The sequence below is a fragment of the Pseudomonas fluorescens genome (assembly GCF_002837185.1).
Lineage (GTDB): Bacteria > Pseudomonadota > Gammaproteobacteria > Pseudomonadales > Pseudomonadaceae > Aquipseudomonas > Aquipseudomonas fluorescens_AM.
The window spans coordinates 109512-125811 of record NZ_KZ477994.1; the positions used below are offsets into that span (position 1 = coordinate 109512).

The following is a 16300-nucleotide window of genomic DNA, read 5'->3' on the forward strand; positions in this document are numbered from 1 at the left end:
ATCATCTGCCGCCGGAGACACTGCCATGCCTGAGTACAAAGCTCCCCTGCGCGACATGCGCTTTCTGATCGACAACGTGTTCGATTTTCATGGCCACTACGCGGCCCTGGGCGCGACGGACGCCAGCCCCGACATGGTCAGTGCAATTCTCGAAGAAGGCGCGAAGTTCTGCGAAAACGTACTCGCGCCGCTCAATCGCAGCGGCGATGAGGAGGGCTGCCATTTCGACAATGGCGTCGTGACCACGCCCAAGGGCTTCAAGCAGGCTTTCGCCCAGTACGTGGAAGGCGGCTGGCACGGCGTGGCGGCGGACCCGGCCTACGGCGGCCAGGGTTTGCCGCAGTCCCTCGGGCTGGTGCTGAGCGAGATGATCGGCTCCAGTAATACGTCCTGGGGCATGTACCCGGGCCTGACCCACGGTGCAATGTCGGCGATCCACGCCCACGGCACCGACGAACAGAAAGCCACGTACCTGCACAAACTCACCGCCGGCGAGTGGACCGGCACCATGTGCCTGACCGAAGCCCACTGCGGCACCGACCTGGGCTTGATCAAAACCCGCGCCGTTCCCCAGGCCGATGGCAGTTATGCGCTCACCGGCAGCAAGATCTTCATCTCGGCCGGTGAGCACGACATGAGTGCCAATATCATCCATCTGGTGCTGGCCAAGCTGCCGGATGCACCGGCGGGGACCAAGGGCATCTCGCTGTTCATCGTGCCCAAGTTCCATGCCGACTCCGGTGAACGCAACGCCGTGCACTGCGGCTCCATCGAGCACAAGATGGGCATCAAGGCCTCGGCCACCTGCGTACTGAACTTCGACGGCGCCAAGGGCTTCCTGATTGGCGAGGCCAACAAAGGCCTCAACTGCATGTTCACCATGATGAACCACGCGCGCCTGGGCACCGGGATGCAGGGGTTGTGCAATGGCGAGGCAAGCTTCCAGGGCGCGATCAAATACGCCGGCGAGCGCCTGCAAATGCGCTCGTTGACCGGCGCCAAGGCCCCGGAAAAAGCCGCCGACCCGATTATCGTGCATGCCGATGTACGTCGCATGTTGCTGACCATGAAAGCCTTCAACGAAGGCAATCGTGCGCTGACCTACTTCACTGCCCAGTTGCTCGACACCGCGCACCTGAGCAGCGACGCCGGCCAGCGCCAGGAGGCCGAAGACTTGTTGGCCTTCCTCACACCGATCTGCAAAGCCTTCATGACCGAAACCGGGCTGGAGGTGACCAACCACGGTATGCAGGTGTTCGGTGGCCATGGCTATATTCGCGAGTGGGGCATGGAGCAACTGGCCCGTGATGCGCGCATTGCGCCGATCTACGAAGGCACCAACGGTATCCAGGCGCTCGATCTGCTGGGGCGCAAGGTGCTGGGCAGCCAGGGCAAGTTGCTGCGCGGCTTTACCAGAATCGTGCATAAGTTCTGCGCCGCCAATGCCGAGCATGCGCAATTCAAGGCCCATGTCGAGCAACTCGACCAGTTGAACCAGCAATGGGGTGAGCTGACGCTGAAGGTCGGCACGGCCGCGATGAGCAATCCCGACGAAGTGGGAGCGGCGGCCATGGACTACCTGATGTACAGCGGATACATCATCCTCGCCTACCTGTGGTTGCGCATGGCGATTGCGGCTCAGGCGCACGACGACCCAGGGTTTGCCCAGGCCAAGCGGGCGACGTGTGACTTTTATTTCAAACGCCTGTTGCCGCGCACCACGATGCACCGGGCAGCAGTGGAGGCGGGCAGCGAATGCCTGATGAGCTTGCCGGCGCAGGCGTTTTCCCTGTAGATGTGCGGGCAACAGGATCGTTCGTGACTTGTAAATACTTGTCGGTCACGAACGGACCCTATGTGTCTTAAAAGTTGTTCGGGTACACTCGGAGCCTGTAAAACCGATCCTATCGAATCACTTTTCACGTTCTCACGAGGTTTGCCATGGCTGATTACAAAGCGCCGTTGCGTGATATGCGCTTCGTCCTCAACGAAGTTTTTGACGTCGCCACCACCTGGGCGCAGTTGCCTGCCCTGGCAGACACGGTTGACGCCGAAACCGTTGAAGCCATCCTCGAAGAGGCCGGCAAGGTCACCGCCAAATCCATCGCGCCGTTAAGCCGTGCTGGCGATGAGCAAGGCTGCCATTGGGTGGACGGTGCTGTCATCACGCCGGACGGTTTTGTGCAGGCTTACGCGACCTATGCCGAAGGCGGCTGGGTGGGTGTCGGCGGCGACCCGGTGTATGGCGGCATGGGCATGCCCAAGGCGGTGTCGGCGCAAGTCGAGGAGATGATCAACTCGTCCAGCCTGGCGTTCGGCCTGTACCCGATGTTGACCTCGGGCGCTTGTGTGTCGATCAATACCCACGCCAGCGACGAACTCAAGGCCACCTACCTGCCGAAGATGTATTCCGGCGAATGGGCCGGTTCCATGTGCCTGACCGAAGCCCATGCCGGTACCGACCTGGGCATGATTCGCACCAAGGCCGAGCCGCAAGCGGATGGTTCCTACAAAGTCAGCGGCACCAAGATTTTCATTACCGGCGGTGAACACGACCTGACCGAAAACATCATCCACCTGGTGCTGGCCAAGCTTCCTGATGCACCGGCGGGTCCCAAAGGCATCTCGCTGTTCCTGGTCCCCAAGTTCATGGTGAACGTCGACGGCAGCCTTGGCGCACGCAACCCGGTGACCTGCGGCTCGATCGAGCACAAGATGGGCATCCAGGCCTCCGCGACATGCGTGATGAACTTCGACGAAGCCGTTGGCTACCTCGTCGGTGAGCCCAACCGTGGCTTGGCGGCGATGTTCACCATGATGAACTACGAGCGCCTGGGGGTGGGTATCCAGGGCCTCGCTTCCGGTGAGCGCTCCTATCAGAACGCGATTGAATATGCCCGCGACCGGCTGCAGAGCCGTTCGCCATTGGGCGCACAAGCCAGGGACAAACCAGCCGATCCGATCATCGTGCACCCGGACGTGCGCCGCATGCTGCTGACCATGAAGGCGGCGAACGAGGGCGGTCGTGCGTTCTCCACCTACGTGGCCACGCAGTTGGACATCGCCAAGTTCAGCGAAGACGCTGCCGCCCGTGAGCGCGCCGACAATCTGGTGGCGTTGCTGACGCCGGTCGCCAAGGCGTTTCTCAGCGACCTGGGCCTGGAAACCACCGTGCTCGGCCAGCAAGTGTTTGGTGGCCACGGCTACATTCGCGAGTGGGGCCAGGAGCAATTGGTGCGTGATGTGCGCATCACCCAGATCTACGAAGGCACCAATGGTATTCAGGCGCTGGATTTGATGGGGCGCAAGATCGTCGGCAGCGGTGGCGCGTTCTATACCTTGTTCGCCGATGAGATCCGCCAGTTCATCGCCAGTGCCGGCGCGCAACTGGGCGAGTTCACCCGCCCGCTCGGCGCGGCGGTGGACAACCTGGATGAATTGACCGCCTGGGTGCTGGACCGTGCCAGGACCAACCCGAATGAAATCGGCGCGGCATCGGTGGAATACCTGCACGCGTTTGGTTACATGGCGTATGCCTATATGTGGGCACGCATGGCCAAGGCCGCGTTGGGCAAAGAGACCGAAGACGATTTCTATGCCAGTAAGCTGGGCACGGCGCGCTTCTACTTTGCGCGCCTGTTGCCGCGTATTCACTCGTTGAGCGCGTCGGTGAAAGCCGGTAGCGAATCGCTGTTCCTGATGGATGAAGCACTGTTCTAGGGGCGAGGCGTGCGTGTAAGCAATCTCTTACATGACGTGCTGCTAATCGTCCTCTATCGCCAGATTGGATCCACGGATAATCTACTTCACATGGACGTCGCGCAGGAAGCGCAAAGCAACAACACGGACACGTAGGATTCTGCCAGGATGGCGGAGTGAAATGGATGTCAGGGAAACAGTCTGCAAAGCCCCGCTTCGGCGGGGTTTTCTTTTGCCCGCGAAAAAGTCAGGCGCCTGCCTGCGGGGCATTCATCACGTCTTCGAGCAACGTGCGCAGCAACGCCACCGTCGCTTGCTGGCGCTGCACGTCACGGCACACCAAACCGACTTTCAACGGCACCCTGGGTTCGCTCAAGGGTTTCCACAGCAGCGACTGGCTGTTGTGTTCGTCCTGGGAACGCCCCGGCAACACAGTGGCCAACTGGGTATGAGGCAGGCTGTCGAGAATCCCCGCCATGGTATTGAGCTCGGCCTGCACCTGCGGGCGTCGGCCCAGGTTGGCCAACTGACCCTGCCAGATCTGCCGTACCTGGAATTCCTCCCCCAGCAGCAACATCGGCAACTCCGCTGCCTGTTTCAGTGAGACCTTCTTGAATTCCCGCAAGGGATGTTGCTCAGGGATGACCACCTTCAATTCATCCTCGTACAACAACACGCCATGCAGGCCGGGTTGGCGTGGTGGCAGGTAGCTGATACCGATGTCCAGCGAGCCGTTGAGCAGCCGCCGCTCGATCTCAAGCCCGGTCAATTCGTAGATCTGCACGACCAGGTGGGGCTGGGCCTTGCGCACCCGTTCCAGCATTTGCGGCACCAGGCTGGTGTGCACGGTTTGCAGCACACCGATGGCCAAGGTGCGCATCGCCTGGCCCTTGAAGTTACGCAACGCCTCCACGGCTTGCTGCATGCCGTCGATCAGGGGCAAGGCGTGGTTGTACAGCGTGTGCGCGGCCAGGGTGGGGAGCAGGCGCTTGCTGCTGCGTTCGAACAGGCTCACGTCGAGGTTCTGCTCCAGTTGGCGAACCTGCTGCGACAAGGCCGGCTGGGAGATCGACAGACGCTCCGCGGCACGGCCTACATGGCCTTCCTCATACACCGCGACGAAATAACGCAGTTGCTTGAAATCCATAAGATTTGCTTATCGAAAAAGCTGGAAAAACGAAATGGCCGTTGGCCTCCGAGCCGCCTAGTCTAGCGGCTATTCGCAGGGCTTACAGGGCCGAATCGGGCAATGAATAACGTTTTTGGTAATGGCGTTTACATAGGCAAGGCAAAATACCTCGGTGCACTGTTGCTACCCAGTACCTACTCAGGTGCGGTTGCTATCGGGGCGCAACTGTGAATCTGTTCCGGCGCCCCGCGCCGAGCCTTGACGACCTGGTCCTTCATGCTCCGCATCATGATTTTTGCAGCCAATGCCTGATGCCCACGGTTGCGCGTCCATCCGAGGTTTTCGTCCAGGGTCAAGGCGCCTGGCTCTCGGACAGTGACGGCCGTGCCTACCTGGATTTCAGCCAGGGCGGCGGCGCCAACAGCCTCGGTCACAGCCCGCAAGCGGTGCGCGACGCCATCACCGAACAGATGCAAACCGTGATCAACCCGGGCATGGGCTTGTACAACCGGGCGCAGCTCGACCTGGTTGATCGCCTGTGCCATCACACCGGCAGCGATCAGGCCTACCTGCTCAACAGTGGTGCACAGGCCTGTGAAGCCGCGATCAAACTGGCGCGCAAATGGGGCCAACTGCATCGCGGCGGCGCTTATCACATCATTACGGTGAGCAACGGCTGCCACGGCCATAGTTTCGCCGCGATGGCGGCTTCGGCGGCTGCCTGCGAAAACCGTTTCGAGCCGCAATTGCCGGGTTTCAGTCATGTCCCCTTCAACGATCTGCCGGCTCTGCACGCCGCCGTCGATGCGCACACTGTCGCCATCATGCTGGAGCCGATCCAAAGCGCCGCCGGTGTCATCCCGGCGACCGAACACTACCTCAAAGGCGTTGAACGTCTGTGCCGCGAACTGGGCATCCTGCTGATTCTCGACGAAGTGCAAACCGGGATCGGCCGCTGCGGCAGTCTGCTCGCCGAGCAGCAATATGGCGTCCGTGCCGACGTCATTACCCTCGGCAAAGGCCTGGGCGGTGGTGTGCCGCTGGCGGCGTTGCTGGCGCGTGGCACAGCCTGTTGCTTCGAAACGGGCGAGCTGGACGGTACCCATCACGGCAACGCGCTGATGGCGGCAGCGGGAAGTGCGGTACTCAATGCCGTATTGACCAGCGGTTTTTTCGAACAGGTACGCGAATCCGGCCTCTACCTGGCAGAAGGCCTTACTCGCCTGGCCTACCGTTACGAGCACGGGCAGTTGCGCGGCAACGGACTGATGTGGGGCCTGACACTGTCGCACGATTGCGCGGCTGCCGTGGTAAAGGCCGCGCTGCACGAGGGCTTGATCCTCACCGCTGCGCAGCCGGATTGTTTGCGTTTCACCCCCGCCCTAAACGTCAGCAAGAACCACATTGACGAAATGCTCCTGCGCCTGGCCCGTGCCTTCTCTCGGGTACGCACCGCCCAACTGCAATGCCGCAAGGGCATTGCCGTCTGACCCCATTTCCTGAACCGTCTCGCGGGATACGCGGCGCCTCCAGTCTGATTCTTTTGGCTGGGGGCGTTTTTTTGCGTGCTCCTTAAAGGATGGCCCAATGCCAGAAACCACTGAACCCTCACGAAGCGCCAATGTCGATTAGCTACACGGCTCACACGAGCCGATTTTCTGGAGCTGCCCCATGGACATCATTCGTATCATCATCGCCATTCTGCTACCGCCACTGGGTGTGTTCCTGCAAGTAGGATTCGGCGGCGCATTCTGGCTGAACATCCTGCTGACCCTGTGCGGTTACTTCCCCGGCATCATTCACGCCGTGTACATCATCGCCAAGCGCTGAGACCCTCAGCCTTTTGCGATGAGGCGTGAATTACGCTCATTGCGAAACGCCAGTTGTTCAATGGTCTGGGTGGCATGTTCGGCTTCTTCCCGCGCTTGCAGGATGATGCCGTGCTGCTCGGACTTGCTGCACACCGGGTCGGCGTTGCTCGCATCCCCGGTGAGCATGAACGCCTGGCAACGGCAGCCGCCGAAGTCCTTTTCCTTCTCATCGCATGAACGGCATGGCTCGGGCATCCAGTCGTAGCCGCGAAAACGGTTGAAACCGAACGAGTCGTACCAGATGTGCTGCATGCTGTGGTCGCGCACGTTGGGAAATTGCACCGGCATCTGTCGGGCACCGTGGCAGGGCAGGGCGGTGCCGTCTGGCGTGACTGTCAGAAAAATACTGCCCCAGCCATTCATGCAGGCTTTCGGGCGTTCTTCGTAGTAATCCGGCGTCACGAAAATCAACTTGCACGGATGGCCCTCGGCTTCGAGCCTGGCGCGGTATTCGTTGGTGATGCGTTCGGCGCGCACCAGTTGTTCCCGTGTCGGCAACAAGCCCACACGATTGAGCTGCGCCCAGCCGTAGAACTGGCAAGTGGCGAGTTCAACAAAGTCTGCCTCAAGCGCAATACACAGCTCGATGATGCGGTCGATCTTGTCGATATTGTGCCGATGGGTGACAAAGTTCAGCACCATCGGGTAGCCGTGCGCCTTCACCGCGCGGGCCATTTCCAGCTTTTGCGCGAAGGCCTTTTTCGAGCCGGCCAGCAGGTTGTTGACCTGTTCGTCGCTGGCCTGGAAGCTGATCTGGATATGGTCCAGGCCGGCCTTTTTAAAGTCGCTGATCTTCTGTTCGGTCAGGCCGATGCCTGAGGTGATCAGGTTGGTGTAGAACCCCAGCTTGCGTGCTTCAAAGATCAGCTCGGCCAGGTCCTGGCGCACCAGCGGTTCACCGCCGGAAAACCCAAGCTGCGCGGCGCCCATCTCGCGGGCCTCGCGAAATACCTTGACCCACTGTTCGGTGCTCAGCTCCTTGCCCTGCTCGGCAAAATCCAGCGGGTTGGAACAATACGGGCACTGCAGCGGGCAGCGGTAGGTCAGCTCGGCGAGCAGCCACAGCGGCAGGCCGATAGCGGGTTTTTCAGGCAAGGGTGATCCAGTGCTCGGCACGGGCGACCTCCATGAATTGCTCGATGTCATCACCGAGTTCCGGCACGCCGGGGAATTGCTGGTTCAGCTCGGCGATGATGGCGGCCACGTCGCGCTCGCCGTCAATCAGGCCACCAATCAGCGCGGCGCTGTCGTTGAGCTTGATCATGCCTTCCGGGTAAAGCAGCACATGGCCTTTCTGTGCGGGCTCGTACTGATAGCGATAACCCGGGCGCCAGGTCGGTTTTTTGCTGCGATCAAAACTCATAGGGTGATCCCTTTATGCCAGACCCGCTCTGCGGTCACGCTGTGGTACGGCGGGCGGTTCAGTTCGTAGGCCATGCTCATGGCGTCGAGCATGCTCCACAGGATGTCCAGTTTGAACTGGAGAATTTCCAGCATGCGCTCCTGGCCTTCACGGGTGGTGTAGTGCTGCAGGGTGATCGCCAATCCGTGTTCCACATCGCGACGGGCCTGGCCCAACCGGGTGCGGAAGTATTCGTAGCCGGCCGGGTCGATCCACGGGTAATGCTGCGGCCAACTGTCGAGGCGCGACTGGTGGATCTGCGGCGCGAACAGTTCGGTCAACGAGCTGCTGGCGGCCTCTTGCCAACTGGCGCGGCGGGCGAAGTTGACGTAGGCGTCTACCGCAAAGCGCACGCCGGGCAGTACCAGTTCCTGGGAGCGCAGTTGGTCGGGGTCGAGGCCAACGGCCTGGCCCAGGCGCAGCCAGGCTTCGATGCCGCCGTCTTCTCCGGGCGCGCCATCGTGGTCGAGCAGGCGCTGGATCCATTCGCGACGGATTTCCCGGTCCGGGCAGTTGGCCAGGATCGCAGCGTCCTTCAGCGGAATGTTCACCTGATAGTAGAAGCGGTTGGCGACCCAGCCCTGGATCTGCTCGCGGGTGGCGCGGCCTTCGTACATCGCCACGTGGTACGGGTGGTGGATGTGGTAGAAGGCGCCTTTGGCGCGCAGGGCCTGTTCGAATGCTTCAGGGGTCATCGGTGTATCAGTCATTTGCGGTCTCCTACAACTCAATGCTCATGCCGTCGTAGGCTACTTCGACATTTCGCCGTACCAGCTCGGCTCGCTCGGGGGAGTCTTCATCAAGGATCGGGTTGGTGTTGTTGATGTGGATAAGCACTTTGCGCTGTGTTGGCAACTGCTCCAGCACCTCGAGCATGCCGCCAGGACCGTTCTGCGCCAGGTGGCCCATTTCGCGGCCGGTGCGGGTGCCGACGCCACGGCGCTGCATTTCGTCGTCGTCCCACATCGTGCCGTCCACCAGCAGGCAGTCGCTGCCGGCCATGATCTCCAGCAGTGGCGCGTCGACCTTGCCCAGGCCTGGGGCGTAGAACAATTTGCCGCCGGTGCGCAGGTCTTCGACGATCAGGCCGATGTTGTCGCCCGGGTGCGGGTCGAAGCGATGCGGCGAATAAGGCGGCGCCGCGCTGCGCAGCGGCAGTGGGGTGAAACGCAGGTTGGGGCACGCCGGAATGGTGAAGCTGGCATCCAGTTCGATACGGTTCCAGGCCAGGCCGCCGTTCCAGTGAGTGAGCATGGTGAACAGCGGGAAACCGGTACTCAGGTCTTCATGGACCATGTCGGTGCACCACACCTGATGCGGGCAACCCTCGCGCAGGCTCAGCAGGCCGGTGGTGTGGTCGATCTGGCTGTCCATCAGGATGATCGCGCTGATGCCGGTGTCACGCAGGGCGCGGCCCGGTTGCATCGGCGCAAATCCCTGCAACTGCGCGCGGATATCCGGCGACGCATTGCACAGCACCCAGTTCACACCATCGTCGGAAATTGCAATGGACGACTGGGTACGCGCCTGGGCCCGCAGGCTGCCATCACGAAAACCTGCGCAGTTCACGCAGTTGCAGTTCCACTGCGGGAAGCCACCGCCGGCGGCGGAACCTAGAATCTGGACAAACATGGTCGCTCCATCAGCAAAGCTCAAAACAAAAACGCCCCGGGCGAACCGAGGCGTTGTAGTACCCAGCAGATTAACGGCTGGCGAAGTACATGGTGACTTCGAAACCGATGCGCAGATCAGTGTAAGCAGGTTTGGACCAGGTCATATTCATACTCCTATCAAGGGACGGGGATGTTCACTACCAAGTAGTACATATAGTCCACCTCCCATGGGAGATGTTCAGATATTGCGTGTGAATATTACGCAATTCTTTTCGAGTTAGCGCTGTCTTGAAAGAAAAAGCCTGTTGCAAAGCTGGCAACGATCAATCCGCCGGCTGCCACGCCCCTTGGGTGCACGGCCCGTTAGCGAGGCAACGCCAGCCGCCTGTGGCGTCGTTCAGGTGGTGAGCGGCGCGCCGCACATCTTCCCGCGAGCAGGTTTGTATCAAATCTTGTAATTGCTCCAAGTAGTCCGATGGCTGGCCCGCCAAGTGCGCGTGCCACAGCAAATCGGCGGCTTGGGCCATGGGCAGCGACTGGACAGTGAATTGCTGCGCCAGAGCCTCGTTACCCATGTCCGCGCTGCGTTCGATCAATGACGGTAGATGTTCCAGAAAGGTCTGCACCTGTTCGATGATTTCATCCAGGGACGCGCTGGGTGACTGCACGCCAAACAGCAGGCCGGTTTGCCCATTGATCTGTCGGATGCCGCTGAAAACGGCGTAGCCGATTTGTAGTTCAACGCGCAGGCGCTGATAGAACGGCCCTTGAAGCAGGTGACCGAGCAAACGCCAGGCGGCTTCATCGCTCAGGGCCTGGGTGGGTGTTGGGCAGAACAGCAGCAGTGCCGCTTCGCTGGATTCGGTGTTTATCTCGTGCCAGACGCGCTGACCTTGGAGATTTTGAAACGGGTACTGGAGATGTACAGGCTGCCCAGGCAATCGTGCCGCGACGGTCTTGATCGCCGCTTCACAGGCCGCCGGTAAACCTGAGCCCAGCCCGTGCCAGCGCGCGGTCGCCCATGAGGCTGGCGTGGCTTGGGGCGTTGGCTGAACATCGGCACAGCAACCGGGTAATGCCTTGAGCAATTCGCGGATGGCGATCATCGGTGTCGCGGGCGGCGGCAGGCGTTCATCGGCAGTGCTCAAGCAGTGCGTCAGCGCTTCGAGCACGGCGGGCATGGGCTCGTGGAAACCGAACATTTTTACCTGCCAGTCATTGGCGATGGTGTCGAAACACAACTCGACGCCCGCTTGAGCGGCACTCTCGCGCAGCGGCTGCAACAGATTTTCCAGACCGGCAGGCACGCCGCAGTCGAATCGCCAGCGCAGGTACAGCGCGCCTTCGTCAGTGTCATTGGCCAATGCCTGGCTGAAGGTCAGCGCCGACATGTCCCGTCGCCCCCGTGAGCGATCCTGGGCGAATGTGCGCAAGCCACGGTGGGCGCTGGTCTGGCCGCGAATCAAGCCGGCCCGTTCTTCTTTGACGGGCGGGCGCAGGAACGGGTTGTTCGGTGGAAGCTGCCACCCATGCGTGGCGGGTGGCAGATGCAAGGCGTCGAGCATGGCCTTGAGGGCTGCGAGGCCTTGTTCCGATAAGTCTTGCGTGTCGTTGCGTGTGAGCGTCAGGGCGTCTTGGACCTGCTGTTGGCGCGCCTTGAGCAAGGCGAACTCTTCGCGTAACGGCGTCCAGTCGCTGTGTGCGAAAAAACTCAGCCAGTCGTACAACAGCGCCTCGATCTGTGTCGTCGAGTCGCTCTGGGTGTCGAGGGTAAAGTCGATATCCAGCACGGCCTGTCCGGCAAAGTGATACGGCACCGAGGCGTGCACTGCAGTCGCAAGGCGTCGATCTTTGAGTTCTGCGAGCAAGCCGCCCGGCGCCGCACTGTTAAGCCAGGTACAGAGAAACGCCAGCGCTTCGCGCGGAGCATCACAGGTGATGACCTGGTGCAGATGATGATCGGCAACGTGCTGATAGCCCCGCGCTTGCCCGGCCATCAGCGCTGGTGGCGCGGCCTGGGGGTGCAGCGGGCCAGGGGGCAGCTGTGCACTGAATCGCTGCGCCAACGCTTCCAGGTCTTCCTGCGATTGTGGACCGGCCAGGCTCAACGTCATCTGCCCGCTCTGATAGAAGTGCTGATGAAATTCGCGCAACGCCTGCTGAAAGGCCTCACGTTCCACTGGCAGGCTGTCGCGATTGCCCGCGTGAAAGCCACGCAGCGGATGATCAGCGGCCAGGCCCTTCAGCAAGGCTACCTGTTGCTGCGCCTTGGCATCCTGAGACCAGGCCACGAACTCCGCATGCAGCACTTCGCGCTCGCGCAGTTGCTCGTCAATGGCCAGGCGAGGGTGCGTCAGCATGTCGGCCAAGCGCACGAGCCCCTCGGCGAAGGTCGAAACCGGCAGCTCGAAAAAGAACTCAGTGACGCGCTCCCGGGTGCTGGCATTCACTTGTCCGCCGTGGCGCTGCACGTAGGCCATCAGCCCTTCGCCTGCGGGAAAACGCTCGGTTCCCAGAAACAACAAGTGCTCCAGAAAATGCGCCAGCCCCGGCCATGCCAATGGCGCGTCATGACTGCCCGCAGCCACGCGTAAAACAGCGGCGCAGCGCTTCAAGCGCGGCGCATGGCGCAGGCAAAGGTTCAGGCCATTGGCCAGAGTCAGGTGCAGAGGATAAGGGTGAACCGGCGCAGGCATGGGCACTTCCGAAACGGGGCAAGTGCCTATGCTAGCAAACCCGGTGGGTCAGGGCTTGTGCAGTGCGGCGTAAAGCTCGGGACGACGGTCCTGCAAGTAGTGATTGGCGGCGCGGGCGTCGAGGATCGCTTGCCGCTCCAGCGTGCCGACGATCAACGTCTCATCCAGGCCCGCCTGGGCGATGCGCTGACCATCCGGCGCGGCAATGCTGCTTTGGCCGCAGTAGTGAATATCGTCTTCGTGCCCGCAGTAATTGGCGTAGGCCACGAAACATTGGTTCTCGAACGCCCGCGCCCGCACAGTGACGTCGGCGACAAAGTCGAACGGCACCATATTGGCAGTGGGCACCAGGATCAGTTCGGCACCGGCCAGGGCCAGGCGGCGTGTGTTTTCCGGGAACTCCAGGTCGTAGCAAATCATGAAACCCAGCTTCCAGCCGTTCAGTTCCACCAACGGGAAATCGTCGTCACCGGCGCTGAACATCGAATGGTCCAGATCGCCAAACAGGTGAGTCTTGCGGTAGTTGCACAAACGGGTGCCATGGGCGTCGATCAACTGCACGGCGTTGTAGACCTGGCCATCCTCGGCCCGCTCCGGATAACCGTACACAATCGCCAGCCCGGCACTCTGCGCGATGTCAGCAATGGCTTGTGCAGACTCCCCATTCTGAGCCTCGGCCAGCGCGCCCGCAGCCTCGGCGCCAATGTTGTAGCCCGTCAGGAACATCTCCGGCAACACCAGCACATCGGCTCCCGCTGCTTCATGTGCCAGTTGCCGCAGGCGCTTGAGATTACCGGCGACATCCAGCGGCAGTGGCGGGCATTGGTACAGGGCGACACGCATGTCAGGCTCCTTATTCGGGCAGGGCGATGGGCCCTATCTCGTCAAACACATCGCCGGGCCCCGGATTTTCCGGATGGGTGCTGCCGCCGAAGTGGTTCATGATGCCCCACACCGCGTTCAGCGAGGTCTGCACCGCGCCTTCAACCCAGGCAGGGGTCCAGGAAACGTCGTCGCCAGCAATAAAAATCCCACGTTGCTCGGCAGGCATGTCCTTCTGCATGAAGTGCGCATACATGCGCTGGTTATACCGATAGTGGCCGGGCAATGCACCTTTGAAGGCCCCGAGGAAATGCGGGTCGGCTTCCCAGGACACCGTGATCGGGTCGCCGATGATACGCGCCTTGATGTCGACTTTCGGGTAGATCTTGGCCAGCGCGTCGAGTGCCAGCTTGACCCGCTTATCGATGGGCTGGGGCAGCATTTTCAGCGCGTCGCTCATCCACGAGTAGGACAGGCAGATCACCCCCGGCTTGTCGTCGCCGTTATCGAACAGATAGGTGCCACGGGTCAGGCGGTCGGTGAGGGTCATGCTCATCAGGTCGCGGCCGGTTTGCGGGTCTTTGTCTTTCCAGAACGGGCGGTCGACCATTACGAAGGTTTTCGACGACTGCATGTAACGCGTGCGGTCCAGGGCCATCCACATTTTTTGCGAGAACAGGGTTTCGTCGCATTCGATCTGGGTGGTCAGCAGCCAGCTCTGGCAAGTGGTCAACACGGCGGCGTACTCGCGGGTGTCACCGTAGTTGTCGGTGACGGCGAAACGACCGTCGGCGGCGTGAGCAATGCGCTTCACTCCAGCCCGTGGCGCGCCTCTGTGCAATGAGCTGAGGCTGGTGCCGGCGGGCCAGTGGGCACAGCGCTCCGGTACGTGACGCCAAATGCCCATGGGCACTTGCGCCACGCCGCCAACCACCAGGTGTTGATGGTCGTCACAGTTGGTCATTACCACGCGGAAGATTTCCAGCATCGAGTTGGGGAAATCCGAGTCCCAGCCGCCGGTGCCGAAACCGACCTGGCCGAAGACTTCGCGATGATGGAACGACAGCTTGGCGAACGCTTTGGAGGTGGCGACGAAGTCGTAGAAGGTGCGGTCGTCCCACAGCGGTACCAACTTATTCCACAGTGCCTTGAGGCGCGGCACGTCGCGGTCGCGGATGGCTTGCTGGATATCGCTGAACTGCGAACCGGCTTCCAGGGCATCGGCCCAGGCGTCGGCCACTTCCTGGAACAGCGCAGGCAAGTCGGACAGTTTTTGCGCGTAGTGAGTCTGGCCTTCCAGATCGATGACGGTACTGCCGGATGCCGGCGTCAGCGGGTTGGGGAAGGGTTTGGTGTCCAGGCCCAGTTTGTCCACATAGTGATAGAAGGCGGTGGACGACACCGGAAAACGCATCCCGCCCAGCTCGGCGATAATGCCTTCGGCCCCTTCAAACGCCTGCGAGCGCAGGCGACCGCCCATCTTCGAGGCTTCGTAAACCACCGGCTTCAAGCCTAGCTTCATCAATTCGTAGGCCGCCACCAGCCCCGCAATGCCGGCGCCCACGATCGCCACTTCAGCGCCGTGGTTAGCGGCAGGAATGCTGCCCAGGCCGGCGGGATGCTCGATCCAGTCATCAAAGGCAAACGGAAAATCCGGGCCGAAGATAGTGATGGGTTTTTTACCGTCGGTAGGGTGGCGATGGGGCTTGGCGATGCTGCTGGACGGAATGCTCATGGCTGACCTTACTGACGACTCGGCGGGATAGGGCCCGTTGAGTATAGGAAAAGATGGCAGCCAGTTTAGGGAGCGTTGCGCTCGTTAATAAGACGCAATGTGTCGTCGGATTGCACTCATTTTAGTCATTGTGACGAGATATTTGGTCAGACAGGCTGGCCGCGGTCCAATTTGTTACTGAGAATGATCGAAGTCGTGGTTTTCTCCACCCCGTCGACACTGCCGATCTGATCGAGCAATTGATCCAGCTGCTCCGGCGACTCAGTGCGCAGCCAGGCCACATAATCAAACTCGCCGCTCACCGCGCACAACTGCTGCACCTGGGCCATTGCACTCAACCTGCGCAGCACTTCCTTGCCCGAGCGCGGCTGTACGGTAATCCCGACGTAAGCCTGCAAACCGCCATCCGCCAAGCGCTGGCCCAGGCGCACGCCATAACCGGTAATCACCTGTGTTTTCTCCAGGCGGGCCAGGCGCGACGTCACCGTGGTGCGCGCGATGCCGAGCTGCCGGGCAAGCATGGCCACGCTTTCGCGGGCGTTGAGCTGCAACGCGGCGATCAGTTGGCGGTCGATTTCGTCCAGGGTGGGCAAGAGAAGAACTCCAGTGCAGGGGGCAGTGGGCATGCATGGTACAGGCTTGGTTCGGCTTACAGAACCGCTATGCCAGATACAAAAAAGCCGCGCAATGCTCGGCTTTTTTGGGCTCAAGTGCCACCCGCCAACTGTGGTTTGGTATCTCCGGCGCTTTATCTACTTTGAACTTATCCCAAACCCCATCTCCCTAAAGATTTGCAGATAACCCTGGCCCAGGCAGACCCTGGGTTTCCCACTTACACGCAAAGGTTTGGTGAGTTATGAAGAGTGAACAAGTCGAAGGCGTTACAGAGAAGCTTGCTGGAAAGGCACAGAGCGCGGTAGGTAAATTGTTTGGTGATTCGAAGCTGGAAGCCGAAGGTGCAGGACGCCAAGCTGCCGGGCAACTGACTCAAACTTATGGTGATGCGCTGGACAGCGTGTCGACGTTCGTTAAGGAAAAACCGGTTGCGGCCATCGCGATTGGTGCAGTGGCTCTGTTGGTGCTGGACCGTTTGCTGCGCCGTTGAGGCGAAGGGAAACCTTCAACAATGAGTAAAATTCAACCGTGTGGGCGGTTTGTGGACGGAAGAGATTTTCTGGCGATTTTCAGTCAGGTTTCTTTTACCGCAAAAACACGAAAGCCGCGCAATGCGCGGCTTTGGAGTTGGTGGGCCCACACGGACTTGAACCGTGGACCAAAGGATTATGAGTCCTCTGCTCTGACCAACTGAGCTATAGGCCCTTGTAACTGGACG

The 16300-nt window shown here is 60.8% G+C and carries 15 protein-coding genes and 1 tRNA gene; 5 read left to right on the forward strand and 11 right to left on the reverse strand.

Annotation, left to right across the window (positions count from 1 at the left end; genetic code table 11):
- Positions 1 to 25 precede the first annotated feature (25 nt).
- Together CIB54_RS12015 and CIB54_RS12020 are read left to right on the forward strand one after the other, a co-directional pair.
- A complete protein-coding gene (locus tag CIB54_RS12015; protein WP_101219892.1) occupies positions 26 to 1795 on the forward strand; it encodes an acyl-CoA dehydrogenase C-terminal domain-containing protein in 1770 nt (589 codons plus the stop codon).
- 146 nt (positions 1796 to 1941) lie between these two features.
- The gene (locus tag CIB54_RS12020) at positions 1942 to 3720 is read left to right on the forward strand and encodes an acyl-CoA dehydrogenase C-terminal domain-containing protein (RefSeq protein ID WP_101219893.1); all 1779 of its coding nucleotides are present in this window, start codon (positions 1942 to 1944) and stop codon (positions 3718 to 3720) included.
- A 226-nt stretch (positions 3721 to 3946) separates the two neighbouring features.
- Here CIB54_RS12020 and CIB54_RS12025 read toward each other — a convergent pair whose 3' ends face one another.
- A complete protein-coding gene (locus CIB54_RS12025; protein ID WP_065885481.1) occupies positions 3947 to 4846 on the reverse strand; it encodes a LysR family transcriptional regulator in 900 nt (299 codons plus the stop codon).
- Positions 4847 to 5055: 209 nt separating this feature from the next.
- Here CIB54_RS12025 and CIB54_RS12030 point away from each other — a divergent pair, with 209 nt between their 5' ends.
- Entirely contained in the window at positions 5056 to 6318 is a 1263-nt protein-coding gene (locus tag CIB54_RS12030) for an aspartate aminotransferase family protein (protein ID WP_101219894.1), read from the forward strand.
- A gap of 181 nt (positions 6319 to 6499) precedes the next feature.
- On the forward strand, positions 6500 to 6658 hold the full coding sequence (locus tag CIB54_RS12035) for a YqaE/Pmp3 family membrane protein (protein WP_003194776.1): 159 nt from the start codon (positions 6500 to 6502) through the stop codon (positions 6656 to 6658).
- A gap of 5 nt (positions 6659 to 6663) precedes the next feature.
- Here CIB54_RS12035 and pqqE read toward each other — a convergent pair whose 3' ends face one another.
- The 9 genes from pqqE to CIB54_RS12080 all read right to left on the reverse strand — a co-directional run bounded on the left by pqqE (position 6664) and on the right by CIB54_RS12080 (position 15560).
- On the reverse strand, positions 6664 to 7845 hold the full coding sequence (gene pqqE, locus CIB54_RS12040) for a pyrroloquinoline quinone biosynthesis protein PqqE (protein WP_065950934.1): 1182 nt from the start codon (positions 7843 to 7845) through the stop codon (positions 6664 to 6666).
- Positions 7787 to 8062: a pyrroloquinoline quinone biosynthesis peptide chaperone PqqD gene (gene pqqD / locus CIB54_RS12045; RefSeq protein ID WP_065950933.1), complete on the reverse strand. Its 276-nt coding sequence runs from the start codon at positions 8060 to 8062 to the stop codon at positions 7787 to 7789. Before pqqD ends, pqqE begins: the two co-directional genes overlap by 59 nt.
- Positions 8059 to 8811 (reverse strand): pyrroloquinoline-quinone synthase PqqC, encoded by a 753-nt coding sequence (gene pqqC, locus CIB54_RS12050; protein WP_057723649.1) that lies wholly within the window; start codon positions 8809 to 8811, stop codon positions 8059 to 8061. Before pqqC ends, pqqD begins: the two co-directional genes overlap by 4 nt.
- Positions 8812 to 8821: 10 nt before the next feature.
- Positions 8822 to 9733: a pyrroloquinoline quinone biosynthesis protein PqqB gene (gene pqqB / locus CIB54_RS12055; RefSeq protein WP_065950931.1), complete on the reverse strand. Its 912-nt coding sequence runs from the start codon at positions 9731 to 9733 to the stop codon at positions 8822 to 8824.
- 70 nt (positions 9734 to 9803) lie between these two features.
- Positions 9804 to 9878, reverse strand: a complete 75-nt coding sequence (gene pqqA, locus CIB54_RS12060) for a pyrroloquinoline quinone precursor peptide PqqA (protein ID WP_003194766.1) — start codon at positions 9876 to 9878, stop codon at positions 9804 to 9806.
- Between the two features lie 159 nt (positions 9879 to 10037).
- Complete coding sequence (gene pqqF, locus CIB54_RS12065) at positions 10038 to 12410, reverse strand: pyrroloquinoline quinone biosynthesis protein PqqF (protein WP_101219895.1); 2373 nt, start codon at positions 12408 to 12410, stop codon at positions 10038 to 10040.
- A gap of 48 nt (positions 12411 to 12458) precedes the next feature.
- Complete coding sequence (locus tag CIB54_RS12070; protein WP_101219896.1) at positions 12459 to 13253, reverse strand: carbon-nitrogen hydrolase family protein; 795 nt, start codon at positions 13251 to 13253, stop codon at positions 12459 to 12461.
- Between the two features lie 10 nt (positions 13254 to 13263).
- Positions 13264 to 14946 carry a flavin monoamine oxidase family protein gene (locus CIB54_RS12075; RefSeq protein ID WP_101219922.1) on the reverse strand — a complete coding sequence of 561 codons (1683 nt, stop codon included), beginning with the start codon at positions 14944 to 14946 and terminating at the stop codon, positions 13264 to 13266.
- A 167-nt stretch (positions 14947 to 15113) separates the two neighbouring features.
- Positions 15114 to 15560, reverse strand: a complete 447-nt coding sequence (locus CIB54_RS12080) for an Lrp/AsnC family transcriptional regulator (protein WP_065950928.1) — start codon at positions 15558 to 15560, stop codon at positions 15114 to 15116.
- 263 nt (positions 15561 to 15823) lie between these two features.
- Between CIB54_RS12080 and CIB54_RS12085 the strand changes: the two genes are divergently transcribed.
- Entirely contained in the window at positions 15824 to 16072 is a 249-nt protein-coding gene (locus CIB54_RS12085; RefSeq protein ID WP_065885492.1) for a CsbD family protein, read from the forward strand.
- 138 nt (positions 16073 to 16210) lie between these two features.
- Here CIB54_RS12085 and CIB54_RS12090 read toward each other — a convergent pair.
- Positions 16211 to 16287 (reverse strand) — tRNA-Ile (locus CIB54_RS12090).
- Between the last annotated feature and the right edge of the window lie 13 nt (positions 16288 to 16300).